The organism is Mucilaginibacter pocheonensis (assembly GCF_031456535.1).
Taxonomy (GTDB): Bacteria; Bacteroidota; Bacteroidia; order Sphingobacteriales; family Sphingobacteriaceae; genus Mucilaginibacter; species Mucilaginibacter pocheonensis.
On sequence record NZ_JAVDUU010000005.1, the window covers coordinates 398,224 to 421,015 of the forward strand.

22 protein-coding genes are annotated in these 22,792 nt (G+C 41.4%); 8 read left to right on the forward strand and 14 right to left on the reverse strand.

Going from position 1 to position 22,792, the window contains the following annotated elements; translation table 11 throughout:
- Positions 1 to 15: 15 nt before the first annotated feature.
- Positions 16 to 765 (reverse strand): TrmH family RNA methyltransferase, encoded by a 750-nt coding sequence (locus J2W55_RS24830; RefSeq protein ID WP_310102900.1) that lies wholly within the window; start codon positions 763 to 765, stop codon positions 16 to 18.
- Here J2W55_RS24830 and tamL point away from each other — a divergent pair.
- A complete protein-coding gene (gene tamL, locus J2W55_RS24835; RefSeq protein WP_310102902.1) occupies positions 756 to 3,119 on the forward strand; it encodes a translocation and assembly module lipoprotein TamL in 2,364 nt (787 codons plus the stop codon). The two genes, J2W55_RS24830 and tamL, sit on opposite strands and share 10 nt — an antisense overlap.
- 8 nt (positions 3,120 to 3,127) lie before the next feature.
- On the opposite strand, the gene J2W55_RS24840 is transcribed toward tamL, so the two are convergent.
- Together J2W55_RS24840 and J2W55_RS24845 are read right to left on the reverse strand one after the other, a co-directional pair.
- Positions 3,128 to 3,661, reverse strand: coding sequence for a hypothetical protein (locus tag J2W55_RS24840; RefSeq protein ID WP_310102903.1), 534 nt, complete (start codon positions 3,659 to 3,661; stop codon positions 3,128 to 3,130).
- Between the two features lie 65 nt (positions 3,662 to 3,726).
- On the reverse strand, positions 3,727 to 4,224 hold the full coding sequence (locus J2W55_RS24845; protein WP_310102906.1) for a TspO/MBR family protein: 498 nt from the start codon (positions 4,222 to 4,224) through the stop codon (positions 3,727 to 3,729).
- Positions 4,225 to 4,416: 192 nt separating this feature from the next.
- Between J2W55_RS24845 and J2W55_RS24850 the strand changes: the two genes are divergently transcribed.
- The gene (locus J2W55_RS24850; protein WP_310102908.1) at positions 4,417 to 4,788 is read left to right on the forward strand and encodes a cupin domain-containing protein; all 372 of its coding nucleotides are present in this window, start codon (positions 4,417 to 4,419) and stop codon (positions 4,786 to 4,788) included.
- A gap of 2 nt (positions 4,789 to 4,790) precedes the next feature.
- Here the strand turns inward: J2W55_RS24850 and J2W55_RS24855 are convergent, their stop codons facing one another.
- Complete coding sequence (locus J2W55_RS24855; RefSeq protein ID WP_310102911.1) at positions 4,791 to 5,198, reverse strand: hypothetical protein; 408 nt, start codon at positions 5,196 to 5,198, stop codon at positions 4,791 to 4,793.
- Positions 5,199 to 5,339: 141 nt separating this feature from the next.
- Here J2W55_RS24855 and purU point away from each other — a divergent pair, with 141 nt between their 5' ends.
- Positions 5,340 to 6,164 (forward strand): formyltetrahydrofolate deformylase, encoded by an 825-nt coding sequence (purU, locus tag J2W55_RS24860; protein WP_310102914.1) that lies wholly within the window; start codon positions 5,340 to 5,342, stop codon positions 6,162 to 6,164.
- Positions 6,165 to 6,277: 113 nt separating this feature from the next.
- Positions 6,278 to 7,156 carry an endonuclease/exonuclease/phosphatase family protein gene (locus J2W55_RS24865; RefSeq protein WP_310102917.1) on the forward strand — a complete coding sequence of 293 codons (879 nt, stop codon included), beginning with the start codon at positions 6,278 to 6,280 and terminating at the stop codon, positions 7,154 to 7,156.
- Positions 7,157 to 7,197: 41 nt separating this feature from the next.
- Here J2W55_RS24865 and J2W55_RS24870 read toward each other — a convergent pair whose 3' ends face one another.
- From J2W55_RS24870 to J2W55_RS24885, 4 genes are all read right to left on the reverse strand, one after another.
- Positions 7,198 to 8,658: a glycoside hydrolase family 30 protein gene (locus tag J2W55_RS24870; protein WP_310102920.1), complete on the reverse strand. Its 1,461-nt coding sequence runs from the start codon at positions 8,656 to 8,658 to the stop codon at positions 7,198 to 7,200.
- A 155-nt stretch (positions 8,659 to 8,813) separates the two neighbouring features.
- Positions 8,814 to 9,113, reverse strand: coding sequence for a chorismate mutase (locus J2W55_RS24875; protein ID WP_310102923.1), 300 nt, complete (start codon positions 9,111 to 9,113; stop codon positions 8,814 to 8,816).
- 176 nt (positions 9,114 to 9,289) lie between these two features.
- Positions 9,290 to 9,652, reverse strand: a complete 363-nt coding sequence (locus tag J2W55_RS24880) for a hypothetical protein (RefSeq protein ID WP_310102926.1) — start codon at positions 9,650 to 9,652, stop codon at positions 9,290 to 9,292.
- A 12-nt stretch (positions 9,653 to 9,664) separates the two neighbouring features.
- Positions 9,665 to 10,270 (reverse strand): DUF998 domain-containing protein, encoded by a 606-nt coding sequence (locus J2W55_RS24885; RefSeq protein WP_310102929.1) that lies wholly within the window; start codon positions 10,268 to 10,270, stop codon positions 9,665 to 9,667.
- A 260-nt stretch (positions 10,271 to 10,530) separates the two neighbouring features.
- Between J2W55_RS24885 and J2W55_RS24890 the strand changes: the two genes are divergently transcribed.
- Complete coding sequence (locus J2W55_RS24890) at positions 10,531 to 10,764, forward strand: hypothetical protein (RefSeq protein ID WP_310102932.1); 234 nt, start codon at positions 10,531 to 10,533, stop codon at positions 10,762 to 10,764.
- Positions 10,765 to 10,843: 79 nt separating this feature from the next.
- On the opposite strand, the gene J2W55_RS24895 is transcribed toward J2W55_RS24890, so the two are convergent.
- The 3 genes from J2W55_RS24895 to J2W55_RS24905 all read right to left on the reverse strand — a co-directional run bounded on the left by J2W55_RS24895 (position 10,844) and on the right by J2W55_RS24905 (position 17,042).
- Positions 10,844 to 12,352 carry a RagB/SusD family nutrient uptake outer membrane protein gene (locus J2W55_RS24895; protein ID WP_310102935.1) on the reverse strand — a complete coding sequence of 503 codons (1,509 nt, stop codon included), beginning with the start codon at positions 12,350 to 12,352 and terminating at the stop codon, positions 10,844 to 10,846.
- Between the two features lie 77 nt (positions 12,353 to 12,429).
- The gene (locus tag J2W55_RS24900) at positions 12,430 to 15,528 is read right to left on the reverse strand and encodes a SusC/RagA family TonB-linked outer membrane protein (RefSeq protein WP_310102937.1); all 3,099 of its coding nucleotides are present in this window, start codon (positions 15,526 to 15,528) and stop codon (positions 12,430 to 12,432) included.
- A gap of 215 nt (positions 15,529 to 15,743) precedes the next feature.
- Entirely contained in the window at positions 15,744 to 17,042 is a 1,299-nt protein-coding gene (locus J2W55_RS24905; protein WP_310102938.1) for a glucosidase family protein, read from the reverse strand.
- Between the two features lie 617 nt (positions 17,043 to 17,659).
- On the opposite strand from J2W55_RS24905, the gene J2W55_RS24910 reads away from it, so the two are divergent.
- Genes J2W55_RS24910 through J2W55_RS24920 form a run of 3 tightly spaced genes read left to right on the forward strand, consistent with a single transcriptional unit; the run spans position 17,660 to position 19,566 of the window.
- Positions 17,660 to 18,133, forward strand: a complete 474-nt coding sequence (locus J2W55_RS24910; RefSeq protein ID WP_310102940.1) for a ribonuclease H-like YkuK family protein — start codon at positions 17,660 to 17,662, stop codon at positions 18,131 to 18,133.
- Between the two features lie 59 nt (positions 18,134 to 18,192).
- Positions 18,193 to 19,029: a sulfurtransferase gene (locus J2W55_RS24915; protein WP_310102942.1), complete on the forward strand. Its 837-nt coding sequence runs from the start codon at positions 18,193 to 18,195 to the stop codon at positions 19,027 to 19,029.
- Positions 19,030 to 19,077: 48 nt separating this feature from the next.
- Positions 19,078 to 19,566: an SRPBCC family protein gene (locus J2W55_RS24920; RefSeq protein ID WP_310102944.1), complete on the forward strand. Its 489-nt coding sequence runs from the start codon at positions 19,078 to 19,080 to the stop codon at positions 19,564 to 19,566.
- Between the two features lie 15 nt (positions 19,567 to 19,581).
- Here the strand turns inward: J2W55_RS24920 and J2W55_RS24925 are convergent, their stop codons facing one another.
- From J2W55_RS24925 to J2W55_RS24935, 3 genes are read right to left on the reverse strand one after another with little or no spacing between them, the layout of a single operon-like run.
- A complete protein-coding gene (locus tag J2W55_RS24925) occupies positions 19,582 to 20,562 on the reverse strand; it encodes a toxin-antitoxin system YwqK family antitoxin (RefSeq protein WP_310102948.1) in 981 nt (326 codons plus the stop codon).
- A gap of 11 nt (positions 20,563 to 20,573) precedes the next feature.
- On the reverse strand, positions 20,574 to 21,920 hold the full coding sequence (locus tag J2W55_RS24930) for an acetylxylan esterase (RefSeq protein WP_310102951.1): 1,347 nt from the start codon (positions 21,918 to 21,920) through the stop codon (positions 20,574 to 20,576).
- 14 nt (positions 21,921 to 21,934) lie between these two features.
- Positions 21,935 to 22,762, reverse strand: coding sequence for a hypothetical protein (locus J2W55_RS24935; protein WP_310102954.1), 828 nt, complete (start codon positions 22,760 to 22,762; stop codon positions 21,935 to 21,937).
- Positions 22,763 to 22,792: the final 30 nt, after the last annotated feature.

Below are 22,792 nucleotides of genomic sequence, written 5' to 3' on the forward strand. Positions count from 1 at the left end.
TTGGAAAGCCAACAATTATTTCATTGAATTTCTTTTTATCTCAGAACACAATATCGCAGTAGCTATCGCTACGTTCAATGACTCTGCATTTCCAACCCGCGGAATAGTTACCACACTGGTTATCAGCTGTTCAATGGCCGGGCTTATTCCGTTACCCTCGTTACCCATTACCAGCAAACCCTCACTGCCGAAATTAGTGTTGTACATATTTTCGCCATTAAGCATAGCACCAAATATGGGTAGGTCAACCTGGGGCAGCACCTTTGTAAGATCAGTATAATGTACATTTACCCGTGCCAATGAGCCCATGGTAGCCTGTACTACTTTTGGATTATATACATCAACGGTGTCTTCTGAGCAAATAATATCATGTATGCCAAACCAATCGGCGGTGCGTATAATGGTACCCATATTGCCCGGATCCTGTACGCTGTCAAGCACCAGTGAAAACTTTTTTCTGAGGTTATTATAATTTAATACCGGCCATACTGGTATCTTAACCAAACCAATTACCTCCTGCGGCGTTTTCAAAGTGCTGATCTTTTCAAGGTCATTTAATGAAATCTCCTGAAAGTTTATTTTTCGGGATAATTTCAGCAATTTTGGAGCAATTGCAGGGGTATGATAAACGGTATCAACCTGGTATGCGGAGTTTATAAATTCAACAACTGATTTATAACCCTCAACCAGAAAAAAACCGTGTTCCCTGCGGAACTTTTTATATTGTAAGGATGTTAATAAACTGATCTGTGATTTTGAAAGCATATAGTATACCTGCTGTTTACCGCCTTACAATATTAAGTATTTTGCTGCTCATTATAGGGTCGGGCTGTAGTATTACCCGTGGTATTAGAAAAGACCAGGCCCTGGTGCGCAAAATTACTATCAAGGGGATAGACGAGCAATTTGCCGAAGCCGCGCTTAATTATGTAGATAAGGAGCAGCAGCCCAATAACTGGCTCAACCTGCAATTTTACTATACATTTAGCAAAAACGGCAAAAAAAACATTGGCGAAGCACCTGCCATTCTGGACAGCAACCTGGTTGAATACTCCCGCGTACAGATGGAAAGATATATCCAAAACCGCGGATACCTGAAGGCCAAAATAACCGATAGTATCATCATAAAAAAACAAAAGGCCGAATTGGTTTTTACCGCGCAGGAAGGGCCCATGTTTCGCATACGCAAAATTGAAGACAGCATTGCCGATAAGAATATTAAAAAGCTGTATGATTTAAACCGTAATAAATTAACGCATATTTCGCCGGGTGGCCGTTTTGATACGGATAGTTTGGCACATGACCGGGATGAGCTTTACCTGTTGATGAAACGCAATGGCTATTTTGATTTTTACAGGCAGTACATCAATTTTAATTATGATTCCACATTTAATAACAGTGTGGTTGATGTTAAAATGATCATCGACAATCCGCCTAATAAAACCCAGCATCCTGTTTATACCATTAATAACACCCTGATAACCATATCGCGCAGCAGTGGGCGAACGACAGGCAAGGCCGATACCCTTCAGGTAGATTCGCAATTCAGGTTTGTTGATTTTTCGGGCAGGTTTAAACCGAGAGCTGTGATCGACTATACTTTTCAGAAAAAAGGACAGATATATAATGTTGACCAGCAAACGCTAACTACTACGCGTCTTTCGGAATTAAATGTATTCCGCAACGTTCCCAACCCTACTTATGAAAAACTGCCCGACAGCAGTAACCGACTGAACACTAAAATTGACATTGTTCCGCTTAAAAAAATGTCTGATCGGGTTGAAGGCGAAGTATTGTTCAGTAACGGCCGCTATGGTTATAATGTGGGCAACACCTTTACCAATCGGAATGTATTTAAACAAGCCGCCATACTACAGGTTAAACTCAACTGGAGTATTTTGTTTGATAACGGCACCGGCGAGGGTATCCAAAATCAGGAGTTCAGGGCCGGGGTAAACCTTATTTATCCGCGTATTATAACACCTTTTAATTTTCCGCTGTTGGGTAAGTTTGGTGTTCCGCATACTACTTTTTCCAGCAACTACTCCCTGTTCTTTCAAAAGGGACTGGTTAAACGCGAAAGTTTTATAAACTCTATAAGCTATGATTTTTTTGAAACCGGCCGCAAGCAGCATACGGTAACGCCAATTGATATTGAGTTTTCAAGAGGTGTTATTGACCCGGTGGCTAAAGCTACCCTGCTTTCTCAAAACAGATATTCCTATATTTATCTTATTGGCCGTACAACGTTTACAACTGGTAGTCAATACACCTTTCAATACAACGCAATTGAGTTGAATTCTTATAAAAACTTCACCTATTTTAGGGGGAGTTTAGATATAGGCGGTAATTTCCTTAACCTGGCGGGCAATATTTTTAATACACCTAAAGACACCCTTGGCCAGCGTAAAATTTTTGGTTATACCTTTTCGCAATACACCAAAACCGAACTCGACTGGCGCATTTATCGTTCTTTGGGCGGCGAGCGGCAGTTTGTATTTCGTCTCAACCCGGGCATTGGCATACCTTATGGTAATAGCAACCAGCTTATTTTTGAAAAAAACTTTTATACCGGCGGGGCTAACGATATAAGGGCATGGCTGCCGCGCACCCTGGGGCCCGGGCAATTTAACCGGGGCACCTTTTACGGCTCTGATACCACTAACCGTGCCCGTTTAAAGTATCTTGATCAGTTTGGTGAAATAAAAATTGTGGCCAACGCCGAGTACCGGTATAAACTGGCAGATAACTTTTTTGGCGCCAAGCTAAAAGGCGCGGTATTTATTGATGCCGGCAACGTGTGGCGCCTGGGTAAAAAAGCGGATAATCCAAACGGCGAATTCAGGCTCAATAACTTTTTACAGTCAACAGCTATAGGGATAGGTACCGGGCTGCGCTTTGATCTGAGCTTCTTTGTTTTCAGGCTTGATGCCGCGTTTAAATTTAAAGATCCGCAGTTTAACGGATCAGATCAATGGGTACTGATTAAACACGCCGGCGAGCTATTTAGCGACGGCCCCTTCAAAAAGGCTTACAGCCAGAACAACAGCTATGGCACCGGCAAATTTGACACCTACAATTTTATGCAGCTAAACTTTGGTATAGGGTTACCTTTTTAGTTTTTGAGTTAAAACATTCCCTTTAAACCATCAATAATGCTCTCAAAAAAAGTGGGGATACTTAACCCATTATGGTAATTAAAGTATAGGAATATGCAGAATATAATTACTGCAATAATGATAAACCGCTTAAACATATAGGCCAGCAATACCAAGGCAAGCGGTATAGCCACTAGCAACACCCAGCTGATATGGAAAGGACTTAGCTTACTATCATGCTTATAAATATAGTACAGGATAGAGTGGGTACCGGTATCATTTATATGTTTTGCATACAAAAAGCTGGAACGGTCGAGCTTGTGCCTGTAAAAAGCAGTTCCTTTTTCAAATTTCAGCTGTTCCTGAAAGCCATTCATTACAAACGTGAACAAACCATTTACATTTTCCTGTATCACACCAGCCGTGTCGGTTGCTACAATGGCCACTTCATCAACCGCGAACGGATTTTCTTTAACAACAAAATGATCTATTGCTATTGACTTAGCAACAACAAAGTTGTGAGCCGCTGTAATAAAACAGCATACAAGTAGTAATTTCTTCATTTTTTTATAAACCGGTTCTATTGCCGTATACATTGTACACGCAATAAAAATAGCATTTTTTAACACTATCTGTTTAAGAAATATATACTGGCATTTAGCAGCCCTGCAAAAGTTACCCAAAGTAAATAAGGCCAAAGCAGCCACCCGGCTACTTTATTGAATTTACTAAACCAGTTAATGGTTACATCTATACTTATCCATAGTAGTATAATGACAAAAAAAGCACCCATTATTTGATGCATGCCAAAAAACACAGCCGACCATAATAAGTTTAAGAACAATTGTATAAAGTAAACGGCGCGCGTAACTTTATAAACAGGTTTATGGCTACGGTGTTTCCAAACCAGGTAAGCTGCTGTGGCTATCAGTATATAAATAACTGTCCATACCGGCGCAAAGGCCTGTGGGGGCGGGTTAAACGATGGCTTTTTAAGAGTACTGTACCATCCGGCTATCTGTGGCCGGGTAAAAAGTGCGGCTGTAAAACCTATACCTAACGTGATCGACAAACTTATGACAAATGGGAAAAACTGAAATTTTTTGATTGACGCAGTTGAACTCATAGTTTAATGAACCAATTAAACGCCCGTAAGTTTTAAACCCAATCACCGGCCGGTTATTTGCGTTACTTTAACTGCAATTTGATGGAAGTACCGCGATAAGCTGTTTTATTAATTTACAATACCATTATGCGGCCCGCTCCTTTGAACTGTTTAAATATCTTAGCTTAGCTGCATTGCCAACATGCTAAACAAATGATAAAAGCTTATAAATTATATACAGGTGCCGACGGTAACTCGCATGTGCAAACCGGCAGCGTAGCCGAAGGACAGCTTAACCAGGCATCATCTATCAGGTTCCAGGAATCGCCGCCGCATTCGTTTTTCGATTGGCACAACGCCCCTGCCGATCAATATGTGATCACCCTGGCGGGCGTGCTTGAATTTGAAACACGCGCCGGCGAAACTTTTATTTTAAAACCGGGCGAAATATTGATTGCCACGGACACAACAGGTACTGCCCATAAATGGCGCCTTGTTAATGATGAGCCCTGGCGCCGGGTTTATGTGACATTTGACCACGACAACCAGATAAACTTTATCCCCGATGAGCCACCGGTGAGTTAACGTTATTTTATCCTTACGTATGTAGCGCTAAAACCATCACTCACGAACCTATAATTATCGGTATACAGGGTATCATTCCTTATGATGAATGAGTCGTTAACTGGAGTGCCCATTTTTAAAATATCAATGGTTTCTGTTGATGAATATTTATAGTTTCTTACGATAGAAAATTTACCCTGCATTGTTATCGAATCGTTTCTAAAGGTTTTAAATGTGCTATCGGCGTAAAATTCCTCTCTTAAAGAAATCCCTTCACTTTTTGGGGTAAGCGTAAAGCCACCTATGCCGCCAACTGATTTTACCCAGCGCCATTTGCCAACAATTGAAGTTGAAGGCGACAGCTTTTCTTTATTGCAGGAGCTAACACCGCACAAAGCAAGTACAGCTACCATCAAAACAAAATATTTCATACTATAAGGTTTATATATAGGCCTTTACGCAGGTGATGTGTGCTTTGATACAGTGTTGAATAATAATTTAAAAAACTGCGGCTATTTGCATTACTGATACCTGTTTGTAAATTACACCCAAATTCTTTGTATCATTAAATCATGATTATTGTTATTCAATGTAAAGACCAGGTTGGCCTGGTTGCTTCTATATCTGCTATACTGGCCCAGCATCAACTCAATATAGTTTCAATGCGTGAGCATGTTGATAAGCCCGAAAACCTGTTTTTTATGCGACTGGAGGTTGAGGATGGAGATGGCAGCGAACTTGAAAAAACATTAGCGGAAGTACTGCCCGCCGGGGCCATAATATCTGTAAATCCCATTCCCCATAAAAAAGTGGTGGTGCTGGTTACAAAAGAATACCATTGCCTGGCCGATATATTGATACGCAATTATTTTAATACGCTGGGCGCTACCGTACAATGTGTAATTGGCAATCATACAACATTACAAAACATTTGCGAACGCTTTGACATGCCTTTTTACCATCTCTCGCATGAACAGATCAGTAAGGCGGAACTTGAACAACAAATAAGTGATGTGATTGACCAATACGCCCCCGATTATATTGTGCTGGCCAAGTTTATGCGCATTTTATCACCTGCTTTTGTGGCAAAGTTCCCTATGCGCATCATTAATATACACCACTCCTTTTTGCCGGCATTTATAGGGGCCAACCCATACAAGCAAGCTTTTGAACGGGGCGTAAAACTGATTGGGGCAACCGCTCATTTTGTATCCAACGAACTTGACGAAGGTCCTATTATTGCCCAGCAGATCATCCCGGTAAACCACTCCTTTACGGCTGCAACTATGGTAAAAGCCGGGCAGGAAATTGAAACAGCTGTACTTGCAAACGCACTAAAACTGCTATTTGAGGACCGTGTTTTTGTTTACAAAAATAAAACCGTGGTTTTTGGCTGATCATAGCAGGAGAGGAAGGATCAGCTATAGCCAAAACAAATTATCGGGTCATTACATTCAATTAATAATCAAGTCTTACTTTTATCTGTTTATAAACATCTGTTAGCACCAATATGAAAAAACTTTTTGTTCTTCTAAGCTTTGCTATCATTTTCTGCAATACCTGTTTTGGCCAGCAATTTACGGTGGCTACCTATAACATGCGTAACGATAACCCAAGCAATGACGATTCTTTACGCGGCAACGGCTGGAAACAGCGTTTACCTGTTATTGTAAAGCTTATTCAGTTTCATGACTTTGATATATTTGGCACACAGGAATGCCTTTTTCATCAGCTAAAAAATTTAAAAAGCAACATGCCCGGCTATTCATATACAGGTATAGGGCGCGATGACGGTAAAACAGCCGGTGAGTTTTCAGCTATCTTTTATAAAACAAGCAAGTTTAAACTGCTTGCCCACGGCGATTTCTGGCTTGCTCCAATTACCGATAAACCCAACAAAGGCTGGGACGCCGCCCTCCCGCGCATTTGCTCATGGGGCGCCTTCCAGGAAATAAAAACGGGTTATAAATTTTACTACTTTAACCTGCATATGGATCATATTGGCGTTACTGCCCGCCGCGAAAGTGCAAAACTGGTGTTAACCAAAATTAAGGCTATAGCAGGCAAATCGCCTGTTATATTCTCGGGGGATTTTAATGTGGACCAAACATCTGACAGCTATGCGGTTATCAACACTTCGGGAACTTTAAAGGATGCTTATGAGTTATCGCCCATAAAATATGCCGAGAATGGCACTTTTAACGATTTTGACGCCAACAGAAAAACCAGCGAAAGAATAGATCACATATTTTTAACTAAAGATTTTACGGTAAAAAGATACGGGATACTAACCGATAGCTACAGGGCCAAAGCTGCGGGTGGTAAAGAGTATGAAGCTAAGCTGCCATCTGACCATTTCCCGGTAATGATAGTGGTGGACCATAAATGACCCACCACTTCGCAGAGATATAGTTGATTGGTATAAAGGCTTTATTGTATTATTAAAGTAGCGATAGAGTGCGGCAGGCTGGTTGTTTTTGCAGCTTTGCCCTTTATCCACAAAAAGTATTCTATTTTTTCGTCGGTTTTGTTCATTACAACAACAGCCAGTTTGCCATCGGGATTTATATAAGCTGTGGTTAATAGCTTATCCCGGCTTGCCACCGCACTTACCCGTTTAGCACCGGGGCGAATAAACTTTGAAAAATGCCCCAGATAGTAATAAGAGCTGGTATACATCAGGTTGCCTGTTTTAGTATCTGCATGTATGGGTGCGAAGCAAAAATTGCCTACGTGGTTGGGGCCGCCCTGTTCATCAAGCAACACGTTCCAGTCGGTCCAGGCAACGGTTCCGGCGTTAAAATCATTGATCATTGACAGTCCGTACCGCTCACCAAGCGACCAGTCGTTAATGTTAGCGAGATCAAACTTTTCAATACAACCTTCGGTAAATATCAGGTTCTTATCAGGGAACGATTCATGCACACGCCTGGTACTTTCAAACTGCTGCCCGGCCCCGGTCCAGGTCTCATACCAATGGAAGCCAACACCCCATACGTATTTTGCAGCCTCAGGATCTTCGAGTAAAGTGCTGGCGCGCTGATAAAGCAAATCGCGGTTATGATCCCAAACTATCAGTTTTTTATCAGCCAGGCCCTGCTTGTGCAATGTTGGGCCCAAAAAATTCTTCACAAAGTCGCGTTCTTCCTCAGCAGTATACAAGCATGACTCCCATTTTTGCGTTGCCATTGGCTCGTTCTGTACCGAAAGCCCCCACACCGGGATCCCCTCTTTTTCATATGCTTTTATAAACTTTACAAAAAAATTGGCCCAGCTTTGGTCAAACTCCGGCTTAAGCTTACCGCCGTGTAATACATCATTATTATCCTTCATAAAAGCAGGCGGGCTCCAGGGCGAAACAAACAGGTTTAATTTACCGCCTGCCGCTGCCATAGCTGCTTTTATAAAAGGTATACGGTAAGTTTTATCATGGCTGATATCAAACGTTTTAAGGCTGGCATCGCCCTCTTTAACATAGCTGTAAGTCCCGCTCGAAAAATCGCAGCTTTGGATATTGGTACGTGCCATGCTATAGCCTATCCCTTTATCGCTATCATAATAAGCGGTTAAAAACTCCTTTTGCTTGTCTTTAGGTAGTTTATAAAACGTTTCGGCAGAGGCATCGGTTAAAGCGCCGCCAATGCCCAGCATGGTTTGAAATGTTTTGGATGGATCAACGAAAACCGAAACCTCTGTTTCGGCTGGCTGGGCTTTATCAGTGAACTGAAGTGTTTCGGTAGGCGTAAACTTGTATCCTGCTTCTTTTTCAGACACAATTACTTTAACCGACTTATTATCAATAGAAAAAGGTGCTGTACCCTGAGCATTTACCAGGTTGCTGCCCGCTAAGCCGCCTGCAATAAAACAGGCAATTAAAAATTCTTTCTTCATGTAATTTAATGCAATAGGAATGCCGGAGGGAATTATTACAGCTAAAACTTTAGCATTTCCGGTTATTCAAATTTATTAAAGTTAATGATAATAGCAAGCAGTCCTTTAAAATCTCATAATCAGCACGTTTAGGTTCATTTCAGCAGGTTGTCAGGCTACTTTTTAGCTTTGATCTCCTCTTCTATCCTTAGGCTTTCCTTATGAATGGCATTCATCAGCTCGGTTATAAAAGTTTCAGACAAGTCCTCTTTTTTACCGGCTGCAACGCTTTTTTCAACTACTTGTTTAAAACGGTCGGCCTGCAGGGCTGGTATGTTATTTTGCGCTTTATAAATACCAATATCCTTTACCACCCGTTCGCGTTCGCCAAGCAGGGCTATCAGCGCTTTGTCCAAAGAGTCAATTTTCTTCCGGTTTATTTGCAGGGTTTGGTCGGCGCCTTTGGTTGTTGTCATTGGTACAGATTGTGCGTTAACTAAACTATAGTTTAACATTGATGCTAAAAATAAGCCTAATATGCGACTGTAACATTTCATATTCATACGTTTTTAACACTTTTAAGCCCCAAATATTGCAATTTTTAACAAAAAAAAGCAGATATTATTATACCTGCTTTTTTTTCATAATGAACTTACCGGCCATCGGCATAGTGCCCGTGTTTTATCATGTCTTTAACCGCCCTGGCCAAAAACTCCCTGCCGCTTTCATCGAGTAAACTCCGTTTACCATCGTCATTCAATTCATAGGTGATCCGGCCGCGGTAGTCGCTTTCGGCCGTTATGGTCTGTCCGTCGCGGGTATATTTTACATAACCGTTTGGCGAAATACTTTTGATAGCAGTACCCTCGGCATTAAAATACGTTTGCCCAACGTATTCTATTTTTACGGTTGAGCCATTACCATTTTCTGTAATGGTGGTGTGCCTTTTGCCAAACCGGCAGGCTGTGGCCATGATAATGATACCAATGGCCACGATTAATTGTAGTTTTTTCATAAATTTTAATGATTATCTGATAAATAATTGTTTTTGTTCTTGTAATGAAACGAGCCTGATCAATCCGATACTTAACGCCGTAAACCAAACTGACCAGCCCAGGTGTACAAACCTTTGAATAAGACCCGGATAATTATTTTCTATACCTGGCATAAAACGCAGGAATATGAGCAGCATAAGGGCAAGGCTTACCAGCGAAAGCAGCCTGATCAACATAAGCTCCTTTCTGCCGCGCCACAAAACCACTACTAAAAATGCCCCTACGTATAATAACAGGAAAACCGGCCCTGCTGTAGCATGCCATTTATTACCTGAATGAAACATAGCCGCCCACCCCATCATTACTGTAAACGCGGGCAGCGTGAACACCGGGACAACACTAATATTCAATTGCTTACACGCCCTATACACGCCAATGATAAAAAATATACTTAACAACGCCCCAAACATGGTTAATGTGGCCATTAGTGGTTCAGACCGTGTACCCATAGCGCCCAGCTCACTTATAGTTCTGCTCAGATGATTATACCCGCCGTGAACAAAACCGCATATAATAGTTGAAAGCCAGAAGATTACCGGGATAATGGTGCCTGTGTACAATAAGGTTTTAGTGTTCATGATGCTTTTTCTGTTAATGGTTTTACAAAACTAATACAAAACATGGTACTATACAATACATAGTACTATGTTTTTTATTTTTTTCATAACTTGGCTATCTCCATAAGAAAAAAGCGTATGCCAAAACCGAACGTTCCTGTCCGGATTCGAACGGTAATTAATAATCAATACCAACTCAAATAGCTATTGATCAACTATTTAAAAAATGGAACGTATTTAGTATATAAAAATATACCTATACGAAAAACAAGTAAACCGATATGACCATTAAAAATCACATCTGGAACCTGGCGACTAAAAAGATAGCAAATGAAATTTCTGAACAGGAGCTACTTGAGCTGGATGATCTGTTAAAGCAACATCCTGTTACCGGCCGTAAAATACAGCAGCTGTTTAACTGGTGGTTTTATGATGAGAATCAAAACCCCATTGACAGGGGCGAACACATTTTTAACAAAATAAAAGAAAAAATTAAAGCCGCCGAGAGAAGCTGATACTAACCATGGTAAGCCATAAAAAAAAGGACCGGCTTTAATAAAAGCCGGTCCTTTTCATTTTTAATAACCTTGCTAATTAAAAGCCAGGGTTATTGGGCAATAATTTAGGGTTAATATCTGTTTCCGTTTTTGGTAATGGGAACAGCAATTGTTTTTCAGTAAACGTAGCATTAAATACTGTTTTATGACCTACAAAATTGTCCCAGTTACCGGTAACATCATTATGTACCTTACGGGTGCGCAGCATATCAAACCACATTTTGTTTTCAAAGCAAAGCTCAAAATAACGCTCCAGCCATACTTCTTTTTCAAAAGCATCCTGACTTAATGCGCCAATAGGAGCAAGAGTGGCCCGTGCTCTGATCGCATTAACATAAGTGATAGCATTGGCATTTGGCGAACCCTCGGCGCGGTTTGATGCCTCGGCATACATTAAATACACATCGGCTAAACGATAAATGGTGTAATTCAAATCAGACTTTGTGGTGCTTTTTATCGCGTTAACATCAAACCATTTATAGATATAATGATTTTTGAAGGTAACTGTCTGGCCGGTTTTTAAACTCGGATAATTAGTGTAAAAGAATTGTTTTTCTGCTACACGTTTATCGCCAGCCGGAAACGAAGCGATGAACTGATCGGTTGGCCAAACTGACCCGTACTCGTCAGAGTAAGCAGATATCCCTGAATAATTGGGAATGGTAAGTGCGGTAAGCGGGTTGGTAATTGGCACAGAAGCCGCGAATTGCACCTGAAAAATAAACTCACCGTTGTTTTTATTGGTTGGGTTTATCATATCAGTATAATTAGGGAATAACGTATATCCCCCGTTCTGGATCACATCAAGCGAACGTTTTGCTGATTCGGCGTAGGCCGCGGGACCACCGTTTATAGCGGCGCCGGCATAAGTCAAATACACATCGGCCAGCAACGCTTTTATAGCTCCCATTGATACTTTACCGGTAGCGTCTTTCCAGGGCAGTGTTGATTTTTCGGCTGCAAGCAAATCCGGTATAATTACCTCATCATAAATTTGCTTAGCCGCTACACGCGGAACCTGCAGGTTGAGGTCTTTTGGCACCGATGTTACTTTAGGCACTGCTCCGTACATACGTACCAGGTAAAAATAATACAAGGCACGCAGGGTACGTGCTTCTGCAACCATGTTATTTTTTGCCTCATCGGTTAAGCCGGCGGCATTAATGGTTGGTATTGTTTCAATAGCCAGGTTAGACGCGCCCACCCCCAGGTACATTTGCTGCCACCAGGTATCAAAGTAAAAGGAGGTATTGCTGTAAATAAGCGTTTGAAAATTTACAAACCCGGTTTGTCCCAGGTCGCTGTTGGCTTTACCGGTCATAAACTCCATCAGGTTCCAGGTATTGCCGCCGTATGAGCCCGACTGTCCGGTAAGTAATCCCTGCAGGTTTTGATAAGCCCCGTTTGCCAATGCCCGTGCCACCTTTACGCTTGAAAGATTAGACCCGGGTGTTAAAACAGATTTGGGTTTTTCTTCCAAAAACTTTTTGCATGAGCAGGTAAGCAATAAGCACGTTACTACTAATATATTTTTTAATGTTTTCATTTTCATAATGATTTTAGGTGGTTACTATTAAATCCTTCTCTTCTGTATTTCTATATATCTTAATCATACCACAAGTTTTAAAATCCTACCTGTACCCCAAGGTTCCATATACGCGGACGAGGATTGGCAAAGAAATCTATGTTTTGAGTAAATGCAGGGTTTGAGCCATAAGAGTTATTAAAGGTATCAACCTCAGGATCATAGCCTGTATAATCAGTAATAACAAACAAGTTTTGAACACTGGCATAAATCCTGAAACGGCTTACATGCAATTTTTGAAGCGTAGGTGCCGGAAGGCTATAACCTAACACAAAGTTTTGGCCGCGTATAAATGAGCCGTCTTCAACCCACCAGGTATCAAAATGCGAATCCTGCGCGTATTTATAGTTACGCACCTGCGATATCATGGTGTTTTGATTGGTTGGGGTCCATCCGTTTAACACGGTAGCCAAACTGTTTGAAATGGTTTGCCTGTCTTCAACAGAGTGTTTAAAGTTGGCAGCCGTATTTACGCCCTGTACAAAACGGATATCAAATGAAAAGTCCCAGCTTTTATATTTGATAGTACTGTTAAAGTTTCCTGTCCATTTTGGATTTGAACGACCAATAATGCTGTAATAATTACTTCCATCCGGATTGTAGATGTATTTACGGTCGCCTGGTTTTAAACCATGCAATGCAGCTGCGGCAACATCGGCCGGATTATCACCATAAGTACCTAAGCGAGTCATACCATAAAATGATCCTATTGGCGCGCCAACACGTATTACATAGTTTTGTCCTAAAAAGTTTGGACCAGGGAATATATCGGCATTGCCATCATTCAGCTTGGTTACTTTATTCTGATTGGCGGCAAATATGAAACCTGTTGACCAGGTAAAGTCAGTACTTTGTATGTTCACCGTATTTAAGCTCAACTCCACACCTGAGTTTTTCATTGAGCCTATGTTTTTGTAAACGTTGGCGTTGGTAAAACCAGCAGTAAACGGAATTGGGGTTTGCAACAAAATGTCGGAGGTGGTACGCTGATAGTAATCGGCATCAAGGTTTACCCTGCCCCCAAACAATCCCAGTTCTATACCACCATCTATCTGCCGTGTTTTTTCCCATTTCAAATTGGGGTTACCCAGGTAACCTGGCAGCAATGTTATAACGGCAGCACCGTTTTGAGCGGTTTGATTGGTTGAAAACTGTGGAAGTGAACGGTAGTTACCTATTTCCTGGTTACCAGTGTAACCAAAGCTGGCCCTTACCTTCAAGTTTGATATGGTTTGGCTGTTTTTCAGGAAATCTTCCTGAGATACGCGCCATGCCGCACCTACCGATGGGAAGAAAGCAAATTTATGCCCATCTGCCGGTCTTGACGAACCATCATAACGGCCTGTAGCGGTAAATAAATACTTTTCATCAATATTATAACTGATACGGCCATAATAGGAGTTTAATGATCCCGGATAAAGCGCGCCCGGCGTACTTGGGTTTTCATCAGATCCTGCAGCACTTCTTAATGATCCTGCGCCCAGGTTATTGAACTGGAAGAAATCAGAAATAAAGTTTTGCGTTTCAACATTGGCCCGTTCGTATACTGAACGGCTAAAAGATATACCCGCCAAAGCCGTGAACCTTTGGTGATCATTGATCTTTTTGTTCCAGGTAAGGTAGTTTTCAGTTTGCCAGAAATATGTTGTATTTGTATTTACACTGGCCACACCACCCTGGTCGGCAGATAAGTGCTTTAATGCCGCGGATGAGTAAAAGTTATTTTTTTGTGTATTCAGGTTAAAACCAAAATCAGTTTTAAAATCAAGCTCTGATGATATTTTGGCCTGTATATAAATATTACCCAGTGCCTGCAAGGTGTTATTGATGGTATAACGCTCATTGGCTGTTTGTATAGGGTTTGGTGCACCTTCTAAACCTTCTATATCATAGTTACCGGCCCATGTTCCGTCGGGATATTTGATCGGTACAATTGGTACTTCTTCGCTAACGGCACGCGGTACGTTCAAACCTCCGTTACCATCAGTTACCAAACGCTGGCGGCCGAAGATGCCGTTAAGGCTACCGCCTATTTTCAACCAGTCTTTAATGTCGTTATCCATGGTCATTTTAACCGAATAGCGTTTAAAGTTTGAGGTAGGCGTTAAACCATTTTGATTAAGGTAGCCTAACGACATACTGTAAATCGATTTATCACTACCACCCTGAATATTTAACTGGTGGCTTTGAGAATATGCCGGCTGATACGTTTCCTTTTCCCAGTTGGTATCATAAATAGGATTGTTATTGGCATCAAACAACAAAGGGAAGTTAGTGTGGTTCAGCTCTTTGGCAGGAGTTTGAACAGCACCGGTTGGGTCAAATTTTGCGCCATTGGCAAATGATTCATTGTAAATTTTTACAAATTCTTTTGAATTAAGTGTGGGCACATGCCTGTAAAGTTCGCTTCTGTTTACATTGGCTTCATAGCTAACCGTAGTTGCGCCCTTACGGCCGCGCTTGGTAGTTACCATAATTACACCATTGGCACCACGCACACCATAAATTGCTGTTGATGACGCGTCTTTTAAAACCTCAATAGATGCGATATCATTGGGGTTAATGGAGTTAGGGTCAACTCCTACAACGCCGTCAACCACATAAATAGGGTCAACATTGGAGTTGATGGAACCAATACCCCTGATGCGTACTTTAGCCGCAGCACCTGGCGCATTACTGTTAACGCTTACATCAACACCTGCAACCTTACCCTGTAACGCCTGTGATAAGTTAGGCACGGGCTTGTCAAGCAGTTGCTCGGCCTTAACAGTAGTTACAGAACCAGTAAGGTCAGACTTTTTTGCTGTACCATAACCAATTACAACTACCTCGTTAAGAGAGCTTGATACTTCTTTTAACTGCACATTTATTGTGCTTTTACCTGCGGCACTTACTTCCTGTGTAGCAAAGCCGGTGTACGAAAACACCAAAACACTGTTGGCATTTGATAATTGTATGGTATAGCTACCATTGGCATCAGTAAGCGTACCAGCCGCCGTGCCTTTTACTTTGATGCTTACAGCGGGTAAAGGCAGGTTGTCTTGCGAACTGGTAACCTTTCCGCTAATTTTAAGCTGCGCCATTACCTGGAATGATAACAGCGATAACAGGATCGTGTAGATAAGTTTTTTCTTCATAACATTAATTTAAAAAGTGGGAATTGATTTGTTGAGTATATATCACTTGTGATATTGGAACCATCCTTACGTTATTAAGGAGGCCGGTAGCAATGGCAAAGGCTTAAATGCCGCTTAAAAAAGCGCAAAGCCATCGAGGCTACCTGGGGGATATTATTTTTTTCATGAAACATTGTTTAGCACTTGGTTTTTAAGTTATTACATTAATAAACAACCTATTTATTTTTAATAGCCCATTGTTTTAAAACTGTAATTGCATCAAACAGCACTCCTGCTTCACCCCTGAAATCTCCTGAACCCTTTGGAGCGCCTGTTTGTATATTATACCACTCATAAAAGCCTTTATTGGCTATTGCGCGGTCAATCATTGGCGTTAATTCATCGTACGCTTCTTTTATCAGATCATTGGCAACCAGGGCAGCAATCATGCGCCCGCCAAACCATGTCCAGTCGCCGCCGTTCTGGTAGCTGTAAGGAGGCATGTTTGGATACTGCTCTTTTGGATAAGGCGGATAAACCGTTATGGCGATAGTGGCATGTTTTTCTTTTGCTGCAGCGGCCAGCATTTGCCGGTTTATTTCTTTGATCTCGGCTGCAGTATTAAACCCGGCCAGTATGGCACATATGGATCCGCCTGTATATAAAATTTGGTTTTCGTTAAAATCCTTTGAAAACGGACTGCCGTTCAAGTAAACATGGGGCAGGTATTTTTGGGCTGCCGGCACCCACAAGTGCCTGCGCGCGTTCTTTTTTATGGTGGTCGCTATCGCGGCCCAGTTCTCCCTGGGCTTATAATCTTTAGGCTTTATTGAAAGGAAATCATGAATAGCCATTACATACATGGCATTATCATAAATATCAATGGCCCATTTGGTTTTGTTATTAATAGCTACTCCCCAGCCGGTTTCGGGCTGTACATCGCCCCAGTCAATAGTGGTGGCGCCGGTAACCAGGCCGTACTGTGCAGACCATCTGTGTTTTTGGATATAAGCCAAAGCATCCTCTATGCGTTGCAGAACCGTTTTAGCATCTATCACCTCAAAAAGGATGGAGCTGTCGCCGGTAATGTCAACATATTTCTTCACAGCCTGAACCAATGACGACTCCTGGTCGGTTTCAACGGTGTTTTTGTGCGCCGCCCAACCCGGCAATAAGCGTGAGTAACGGTATTGGTAACCAACGGCCGCTTTGGCGCTATCAACCACCCCATCCACTATATTGCCATCACTGCCCTGTATTTTAAAAAACATCAGGAGCATTTCCTTTACCTTTTCTTTAGGATGTACCTTTAACGAACCGTTAATAAAGGTGTTGAAATCACGTATCCATACTTCGTTGTATGACGTACCGGCCGAAAACCCCGAAAGTAGTTTTAAAGCACGTGTTTGTACGGTATCTAACTTATTATCCGCGGCTATAGAACCGGCTAAAGCAGATTTATCTGTTGCCTGCGCTTTTATAACCGGGCAAGCTAAACATAAGAACACAAAAACAGCAAGTAAACGTATCTTCATGCAGGGTAGTTAAGATGTAATAAGCTTGAGCGTATTTTCAATAGGTAAAAACGCGCCGAAAAAAATTGGTTAGATATAATATATGTACAAACATAGGTACATTAAATGTATTTCCAAACTATTTATTGTTAAAAACAATTAATCGCAAGTGCAGATGTATAATTAGGTGGTTAAAGGTAAACCATTTGTTACAAAAACATCTTAGAAAGATTTAAACTTAATCGATTAAGTAATTAAGATTCATTTAGCGATAATTTCACAACTTAAAGATATGTATTCTCATATTGAAGTATGCCGATACATAAATAAAACATTATAATACAATTATTTAAAACCGTAACAGCTGCATCAACATGTGCCTTAATTTGCGGATCAAATACATAGTTAATTCGAATTATTTTCGGTATCTTAAAGATCACTGATCATAGCATTTGTGTGATGATAAAAAAAGCGAGGGTAAATGAGAATGCTTACATCACAAAAACGCCCCAACTTGTTAATAATCAGTTAAATGTTAACAAATAAATCATACCTTGTTTACGTTAATATGAAACCTTATCGCTTATTTTTATAGACCCATAAAAAAGGTCGGCAAAAATTTACCTAAAACAAATTTTATGACCTGGAGAAAATTCAGCGGCGAGGTTATCCAATCGTCAATTTTAGAAGAGGTTGAAAGAGCGATTGAACGTGAAGCCAACCTCGGTAACAAACTTAAAGTATGTATCGGCACCGATTCGCAAGTGAAAGGCACTGTAACCGATTTTGCTACGGTTATTGTTTTTTTACGCGAGCAGCGCGGCGGGTTTATGTTTATCCATCAGGAAAAGACATCGCAAAAAATGAGCATTAAAGAACGTATGCTCAGCGAAGTTCAAAAATCAATTGACATTGCTTACAAGCTTTGTGATTTGCTTGACCTGTATGATGTTGACCTGGAAGTGCATGCCGATATTAACACCAACCCCATGTTTAAATCAAACCAGGCACTGCATGAGGCCATGGGTTATATTTTGAGCATGGGCTTTGTATTTAAGGCCAAACCCGAGGCTTTTGCAAGCTCATACTGTGCCAATAAAATAGTGCAGTAAAAGGCGTAAAAAACCTGCGGTGTAGTTATATTTGATTTTTCTACAAATCGAATGTACCTATGTCGCCACTAATTGAAATCAACGATCCGGCTATGGCCGGCGCGAACACCATTCTTATCGACGCCCGTGCCGGGCAGGATGCTCACCAGCGTTATCTGGCAGGTCATTTAAAAAACGCGGCTTTTGTTGATCTTGATAAAGATCTGGCCTCCAAAGTTACCGATGCTTCCATAGGCGGAAGGCATCCCCTGCCCGATATTCATGATTTTGCAAACCTGCTGGGTAAATTAGGCATTACCCCGCAAAGCCACGTAATTGTTTATGATGACAAAGCTGGTGCGTTTGGTGCCGCCCGTTTTTGGTGGATGCTCAAAGCCATAGGTCATGATAATATTCAGGTACTAAATGGCGGTTTAAATGCCGCGGTAACTGCCGGTATTGAGCTAAGTACCGATGAGTATAAACCAGTTGCAGTAAGCCCCTACCCTGTAGCCAATGATTTTAAGGGCACCGTTGATATTGAAGAAACCGGCGCGGCAGCGCATGACAATAACCGTATAGTGATTGATGTTAGGGAAACTCCGCGGTACCTGGGCCAAACAGAACCGATTGACCTTGTTGCCGGTCATATTCCCGGCGCGTTCAATTTGCCATACATTTATAACCTGGATGTCGATGGCAAATATCGCCCTGCCGAAACTTTGCGTAAAATTTACGATGATGCTATTGCCGATGTGGCCCACCAAAATGTTATTGTACATTGCGGATCGGGCGTTACCGCCTGCCACACCCTGTTGGGCATGGAATATGCCGGCATCAGCGGACCAAAGCTTTACGTAGGTTCCTGGAGCGAGTGGTCGCGCAGGGATTTGCCTGTTGGTACTACTAAACGATAGGCTCAGAGTTATTTTAAACAATACCGGGGATAGTTTGTCATCATCTTGATGAAATCATATCTACTAAAAACAGAACAGGCCATACCCATTGATCTGGATACGGCCTGGGATTTTTTTTCCTCGCCGTTAAACCTGGCTAAAATAACCCCAGCCGATATGAGGTTTGTGGTAACATCCGACTATACCCCAACTACCCGTATGTATGCCGGAATGATCATTACCTACAAAATATCGCCGTTTTTAGGCCTAAAAATGAACTGGATGACCGAGATAACCCATGTTGCCGAAAAACAATATTTTGTAGATGAGCAACGCTTTGGCCCCTATGCGCTTTGGCATCACCAACATCATTTTAGGGAGATTAAGGGCGGTGTGCTCATGACAGATATTTTGCACTATGCCATACCTTACGGCGTTATAGGCCGGCTGAGCAACCGCGTTTTAGTAGGCAACAAGGTTAAACAAATATTCGCTTACCGGGAAAAGGCCATTGAAAAGCTGTTTGGTACCTATAAGGCGGCAGGTAACGGGCTTTAAACCCGGGAAACAAACCTATTGCTGGTTCACCACAAAATTCATTTGAATAAAGCCGTTCACGTTTTCGTGACTATCCACTATCCATGGTCCGTAAAACAGGTCAAAGTCTTCCTTTATTTTATCGGCAAAGTGAAATAAGGTCCGCTCGTCAATATTCACACGCTGCAAATGATTATCGTATTCAGTAAAGAAGTAAAAATCCATCCCGGTTTTGTATCTCAGGTTTGATCTTTTTATCCGGGACACGGTTATATCTTCAAATGACCCAGTCGGTGAGATTTTATAAGTAACAAAATAGGTTTGCGAAACATAAGTAAACCATATATCCTGAGGTATCTCAAAGTTTTTTGCAAATAGCTCTTTGGTTTTACGATAGCCGCCCAATGGCCGCGCCCCGGGAGCCGGTACGTCAATAACCTCGCGGTACCTGTAATTTTTCACCATGTAGTCACTTTTAAATTTGATCTCATCATCGCTGAAATGTAAAGTGCTCCTGTTATCAACCAATTGTTTCTGCTGGTCAAAATCATATTTTTCAATAATGCTTTTCCCGTCTTCATCATAAAAAAACCATACGCCTTTTGGCACTCCCTTACTGTAAACACCTGTTTTTACCACTTTATCCTTGCTGTTGTAGTAGTTCCAGCTGCCTTCTTTCAGTCCATTAATATAGACGCCGGTAACCCGCGGCTTACCATCGGCAAAGAACAGGTTTACCTTACCATCGGGCACGTCATTTTTATATGCCAGTTGTTTAATTATCTTGCCTTGTGTGCTGGTACTGGTCCAGGTACCGTTTTTTTTACCATTTAAATAAGTACCGGTTTCCACAACCCGTTCATCATAGGTGCGTTCAAATTTTCCATTTAAATTGCCGTCGCCATCCACAAAATAATTTTCTACTGTTTTACTATATCTGAAATACTTTTTCTCCGGTTTATCAGATGCAATAAACGCCATACACAATACGGCTATAGCCAATAAATATCTTTTCATTTAACTGAATATTAATAAACCAATCTAAAATTTTCGCCCAGCCAAATATTCTGTAGCATATAGTAATCAAATGCCACCTCATGTGTAAGATCGGGCGAGGAGAACCATTCCTTTTTCTTACTCGCAAAGTGATTGAACAATGAAAAACTGCACCGAGGCGGGCAAAATTTATCAAGCAGGCCTATTCCCATGATAACCGGGCAGGTTACCATTGGCGCAAAATTCTGCGGATCGTAATAATCCATTACACTAAATATCTTATCCCAGGAAGTATCAGTATTATTATTGATATAGCGGGTAAAAAACTTGATTGGAAACTCAGGTTTGTCATACTTTAAACCCACTTCCTTAGCCAGCCTGAAATCTGAATATAACGGCACCTGTATAGCCAGCAACTTGGCACGCTTATCCATTGCCGCGGTTATTACAGCCAGCGTACCACCCTGGCTGCTTCCCTCAACATATATTTTTGATGTATCGATACCCAACTCGGGGTGGCTGTATAAAAAATCAAGGCCGCGCAAACAATCCATGTACACGCCCCTATATATATAGCTTTCCTTGCTTTGTATGCGGTTATAACAATAATCTTCTGTACCTACGTTAACCACATCCTGGCTGTTTCCGTTGCCCCTTACATTTAAATTGAATGTAATAAAATGATTAGTATCATAATTAGGATTAAGCCCCACAACATAACCCGGCAAACGGTAATGTACCGGCTGCTTATAGCTTTGCTTAGGAACAACCAGCCAGCCGCGTATAAGCAGATAATTGTATGATTTCATCTCAACCAGGTAAACCTTGCGGTCGGCGTCAGAAAGTTCATGCTGCAATGTTATTTTATACTGGGGCGGTATTTGCGCAAGTTCACGGCGCGTTTTGTCCCAAAACTCGTCAAAATCGGCAGGTTTATGCAGCGGTGATTTTAGCGTTTCGGCATCAACACCAAATACCTTATGCAGTGTATCGTCGTATTGAGTAAGGTTAAACCTAAAACTCAGGTTATAAAAGCCTGCTTTTTGCGGTGGTATTTTAACGGTAATACTTTTCTTTGTTTTTCTGCCTATTTTAAAATCTTCCGATTTTTCCAGTACCTTCTCGCCCAAATCAGTTTTGATAAGGTATGAAAACTTACCTTCCTGCTCTTCGTCATAAAGATTATTAACATCAAGCTTATAGCCAATATCCTGGCTACCCTTAAAAATGGCATTTTTAACAGCCGGTTTAACCTTAATAACTACATCACCCTCCACTTCTTTCTTATCCTGATCTTCATGGTCCTGGGCATATACATTGATGCCTGCGCCGAGTTTAAAAATGATAATAAAAGTTAAAAAAATACGATATGCCTTCACAGTATTATTATTAATTATAAATGAAAAATGCCCGATACGTTAGTACCATAACCTATAGCGGTATTACGACCGGTAACTGTATAATAACCACCAACAAACATTGAAAAACGCCGGGTAAACCTATGGCCGAAATTTACCGATGGCTTTATTAATGAAAAATCTTTTATCGACGAAATATTGTTATTGAAAGCCCGGTTCGTTGATACCGATTTGATAGCGGTAGCATCAATGGTGATCTGGTTGCTTTTTGATAATATAAAGCCCAGAAAAACGAATGCACCGTATTGATTAGGGCCATCACCTGCAAAATACCGGCGGTAGTAAACCTCGGTGTTGAAGTAACAGCCTTTGAGTATGCGTTTTGGAATATTACCGCTGTATGAAAGTTTAAGCTCGGACCCAAAAGAGCCAAAACCGATAGCGGAATTAGGATTGTTCTTATTATATAAGGGGGTGATGAGAGATCCCTGCACGGATAAAAAACGTTCGTAATTTGAATTTAATAACGTATAACTTAACCCCGTTGTAAGATCAGTAGGTCCGTACCCCTTGGTAGAACCGCCATCAAACTTACTGGTTTGATACACAATTGGTAACGACGCGATAAAATCAAGCCGGCGGGATATACCATATCCTTCAAACAAATTAAGCGCAAATGATTCAAAACCGGTGCCGGGCGCTCCTTTGATCTTTTTTCCATTGGCATCCCATGAGTCTGTTGCTTTAAAGTAATTAAACGCGGGTACAAAAAGATCGCGATATTTACCAATTGGCCAGCCGGCGAATGATTTATGCGGGATTAATAATAAACAGCAAAAACAAATCAGTATAATTTTCTTCATTAGTTGGTGTAGGTAGCTTCTATCTATATT